Source organism: Microcoleus sp. Pol12B4, from assembly GCF_036701385.1.
In the GTDB taxonomy this organism is placed as follows: Bacteria; Cyanobacteriota; Cyanobacteriia; order Cyanobacteriales; family Microcoleaceae; genus Microcoleus.
In genome coordinates, this window is record NZ_JAUBQR010000355.1 from 1 (window position 1) to 3892 (window position 3892).

Below are 3892 nucleotides of genomic sequence, written 5' to 3' on the forward strand. Positions count from 1 at the left end.
TAGGCAGTCGGAATATGCAAAACTTCGAGTTACTAAAGGCGATCGGTCAAGCCGGAAAACCAGTCCTCCTAAAACGCGGCTTATCAGCGACCATCGAAGAATTTGTGATGGCCGCCGAATACATTCTCAGTCACGGAAATCCTCATGTAGTTCTCTGCGAAAGAGGCATCCGCAGCTTCGACAATTACACCCGAAACGTATTAGATTTAGGTGCAGTCGTAGCACTGAAACAGTTAACTCATTTGCCAGTAATTGTAGACCCTTCTCACGCCGTCGGCAAGCGAGAATTAGTCGCACCACTAGCCAAAGCAGCGGTTGCTTGCGGTGCAGACGGATTAATTATTGAGTGTCACCCGCAACCAGAAAAATCGGTTTCTGACGCGCGGCAAGCTCTTTCTTTGGCAGATATGGTTGATTTAGTTGTTAGTTTGCGGCCTGTAGCAGCAGCAGTTGGGCGGTGCATACCAGATACTAAGTCATTAGTCATCACTCATTAGTCATCACTCATTAATCTGCGCCGGAAGAGTTACTTCTTGTAGCGTCAGAATTTATTCTGGCGCACTTTTGTTTGGAAAGCGAAATTAGATTAAAATAAAAGCACAATCAATACTGTCATCTACAATATTTGGGTTTTATTATGGCACTGGTACTTAAAGTTCCGTCGATCGTCTGTTCTGGCTGCGGTGATACAATTACCAAAGCCATCAAAACTGTTGACTCCGATGCTTCTGTCAATGTGGATGTCGCAGCTAAGACTGTTACGGTTGAGGCTCAAGCTTCTGAAGAATCAATTAAACAGGCGGTTGTGGTGACAGGCCACACCATCCAAGGAGAATAATATTAGGCTTCGTCTAAGTGTTCGGCGACTGCTTGGTAAAGTTCAAAAACGTGGCGATCGAGTAAACTATAAAAAACTTGTCTCCCAACCTTGCGGTAACTTACCAACCGCATCGCCCGCAATGCCCGCAACTGATGCGATACCGCTGACTCGCTCATACTCAAAGCCGCAGCCAAGTCGCACACGCACAGTTCTTGCTTGGCCAAAACCGACAGCAGTCGCAGGCGGTTCGCATCTCCCAAAAGACTGAAAAACTCAGCCATCCGCTGGGCTTTGGCGGTGTTGAGAACTTGTGTTTGGATGTCCCCGGCCCGCAAACAGTCAATTAAGTGCGATGGATCGCACGTTGGTGTATCGTTTTGTTCGTGAGACTGACTTATCGCTCCGTTAACAGCAGAGTTGGGTGACATCTTTTCCCGGCTAGTTTTAATTCTCATTTTCATTTTAGTGCGATCGACAAACCTTTTGTAACAAAACTTTTACATTCCCTTGACTAATACCTGAATATATGTTCAGATATTAGTATAGAGAAATAACCCCACCAGGAGAATCTAAAGTATGACTACCGCCACCCAAACAAAATGTGCCTGTCCTTCATGCTCGTGCGTTGTCAACGTCAGTGAAGCCATTGAAAAAGACGGCAAAACATACTGTTCCAGTGCTTGCGCTGACGGCCACCCCAACGGCCAAGGCTGCGGCCACGTCGGCTGCGACTGCCACAAATAAATATTCGGCTTCAAAAAAGGTTAATCACGAACTGCCAAATATATCTAAAGGGAGATGCGAACCGCGCATTTCCCAATTTTTTTGCTTTTAGGTTAAAGAAAAGTTAAGATAAACCTAACTTAAGGTTAAGACTGCATTAATAGACTAAATACAGAGCGAAAAAGCACAATTGCTACTTACGCAATACAATAGAAGCAAGTTAGCGCCGCGATACTGAGTACAAATAGTGCTATTAACAGCAGAGACCGAACCACAAGTTGAATACCAAAAGTTTAATTAGGAGGGGGCAATGAAAGAGCGGGAAGATTTTTTACATCCTCGCAATCGCTACTACGGTGATTTCACGCCAGAAAACTTGGCGTTTAATGCCAACTTGCAGGAGTTTGCTCAAAAAATAACTTATATTTGCTCGCTGGAAACAGGGGGGAAAATTAGTGCTGAGAAAGCCTATAAAGATATTAAGATGCTTTGGAAAGACTTAAAATCCTCTAAGAAGCAATTGGGAATTGGCCAAAAACCCCCCAGTACCGAGGAGCCAAATTCACCTTAAAGTCATCGCTGCAAAACGCAGCGTTTGCAATCGAAAACCCCTGCGATTGCGAGCGCTGCGTTTTGCATCGTACCCAGCAAATGTAAGGTGCTTGCTAGTAGGCAAACTTTAGACACTCTATGGTTTGGGATTTGGTGCAGTTGCTCCGGCAAAGGAAGTACAATTCCCACCGAGGCCAGAAATAATCGCGCAAGTATTAGTTTTCAGCATTCCCTGATATGTATCAGCACCGGTGCCGGGGCCACCCAACTCGTCGCTGTAAAGTTCTTTGTTGGAAATTTCGACATTTGCCTCCCTCGCCACAGTCTCCATCAACTTCGGATTAGTTGTAGTTTCCGCAAAAATTGTCGGCACTCCTGCGGTCTTAATTTCTGAGGACAATTTGGCAATTCTTGCTGCGGTGGGCTGTTCCTCTGTCGTCACACCCTGCAAAGCTCCAGCCATCTCCAAACCGTAAGCATCGGCATAGTAACTCAGAGCATCGTGAGTTGTTACTAACTTCCGTTTTTGGGCTGGAATAGTCGCAATTTGAGCTTTGATCCAAGTATCTATTTTTTGCAACTCATCTGTTAAGCTTATTGCATTTTTTGTATAAAGTTGAGCATTGTTGGGGGAAACTTTGATCAATTCATCCCGAATTGTTTCTACCATGCGGCGGCCATTTTGAGGATTATGCCAAACGTGAGGGTCAGGGACTTTTTCACCTTCTGCATGGGGTTTGTTTTCCCCTTTCTCTTCGCCGTGTTCGTGCTCGTGTTCGCCCATCAGCGGTTTGGGAACGGCGAGTTCGTGGACGGCGATTTTGGGCGCGGAATTACTGCTAGATTCAATTAACTTAATGATGCTGGGTTCGTGGTTGTAGCCGCCGTATAAAATCAGATTTGCTGTTTCAATAGCTTTGCGGTCTTCCGGCTTGGTTTGGTAGGCGTGGGGGTCGTCTCCCGGCTTGATCAGACAGGTGGTGTCGATCGAACTTTGAGCGATTTCTTTAGTTAGGTTGCAGATAACGCCAGTCGTGGCCACGACTTTTGGCAAATTGGCGGCGTGACTGGCTTGAGTTTGACTTGTGGCGGGACTGTCTGACACCGGATTGCTTGCGTTCTGCCCTCCACTGCACCCAACCACTCCGCAGCCGATCGCCAAAACCGCCGCACCGCACAATCTGCCGCTTTTTCCAGCCAACTTCTTTAACATTTTCACCTTTGGAACGATAATCGTTATTGCTTTTTCGAGTTATCCTATTCTAGTAGCTACGAACAAGAATCGTTCTCAAAATCTCGAATTATGCTAGAAGTGCAAGACTTGGCTGTCAATTATCGCGGAATTTCGGCTCTCAACAGCGTGAATTTCCATTTACAATCGGGACAATTAACCGGTGTATTCGGCCCCAACGGTGCGGGGAAAAGCACGATGGTGAAAGCGATGCTGGGATTGATCCCGGCCTGTCGGGGTTTGGTCAAATATCAGGGACGGCTGCTGAAGGAACAGTTGTCGCGGGTGGCTTATGTGCCGCAGCGATCGCAAATTGACTGGGATTATCCGATTACGGTGTGGAATGCGGTAATGATGGCGCGAACTGTCCAGACTGGTTGGTTTCGCAGCCCCTCGAAGCAGTCGCAAGAATTGGTGAAAGGTGCTTTGCTGCGGGTAGGAATGTGGGATTTGCGCGATCGGCAAATTGGCGAACTGTCTGGCGGACAGCAGCAGCGGATTTTCTTAGCAAGGTCGATCGCCCAACAAGCCGATTTATTCTTCTTCGACGAACCTTTTAACGCGAT

Annotated in this window: 7 protein-coding genes; 5 read left to right on the forward strand and 2 right to left on the reverse strand. The window is 46.8% G+C overall.

What is annotated here, in order from left to right:
- Positions 1-497: N-acetylneuraminate synthase family protein (locus tag QUA38_RS27930; protein WP_333167624.1), on the forward strand; the 497-nt coding region annotated here is incomplete at its 5' end.
- 140 nt (positions 498-637) lie between these two features.
- Positions 638-838, forward strand: a complete 201-nt coding sequence (locus QUA38_RS27935) for a heavy-metal-associated domain-containing protein (protein ID WP_333167626.1) — start codon at positions 638-640, stop codon at positions 836-838.
- 2 nt (positions 839-840) lie between these two features.
- Here QUA38_RS27935 and QUA38_RS27940 read toward each other — a convergent pair whose 3' ends face one another.
- Positions 841-1248, reverse strand: coding sequence for a metalloregulator ArsR/SmtB family transcription factor (locus QUA38_RS27940; protein WP_333167633.1), 408 nt, complete (start codon positions 1246-1248; stop codon positions 841-843).
- Between the two features lie 148 nt (positions 1249-1396).
- Here QUA38_RS27940 and QUA38_RS27945 point away from each other — a divergent pair, with 148 nt between their 5' ends.
- A complete protein-coding gene (locus tag QUA38_RS27945) occupies positions 1397-1564 on the forward strand; it encodes a metallothionein (RefSeq protein WP_333167627.1) in 168 nt (55 codons plus the stop codon).
- Positions 1565-1853: 289 nt separating this feature from the next.
- Entirely contained in the window at positions 1854-2114 is a 261-nt protein-coding gene (locus QUA38_RS27950; RefSeq protein WP_333037090.1) for a DUF7219 family protein, read from the forward strand.
- Between the two features lie 117 nt (positions 2115-2231).
- On the opposite strand, the gene QUA38_RS27955 is transcribed toward QUA38_RS27950, so the two are convergent.
- The gene (locus QUA38_RS27955) at positions 2232-3308 is read right to left on the reverse strand and encodes a metal ABC transporter solute-binding protein, Zn/Mn family (RefSeq protein ID WP_333167629.1); all 1077 of its coding nucleotides are present in this window, start codon (positions 3306-3308) and stop codon (positions 2232-2234) included.
- A 90-nt stretch (positions 3309-3398) separates the two neighbouring features.
- Here QUA38_RS27955 and QUA38_RS27960 point away from each other — a divergent pair.
- Positions 3399-3892: metal ABC transporter ATP-binding protein (locus QUA38_RS27960; protein WP_333167631.1), on the forward strand; the 494-nt coding region annotated here is incomplete at its 3' end.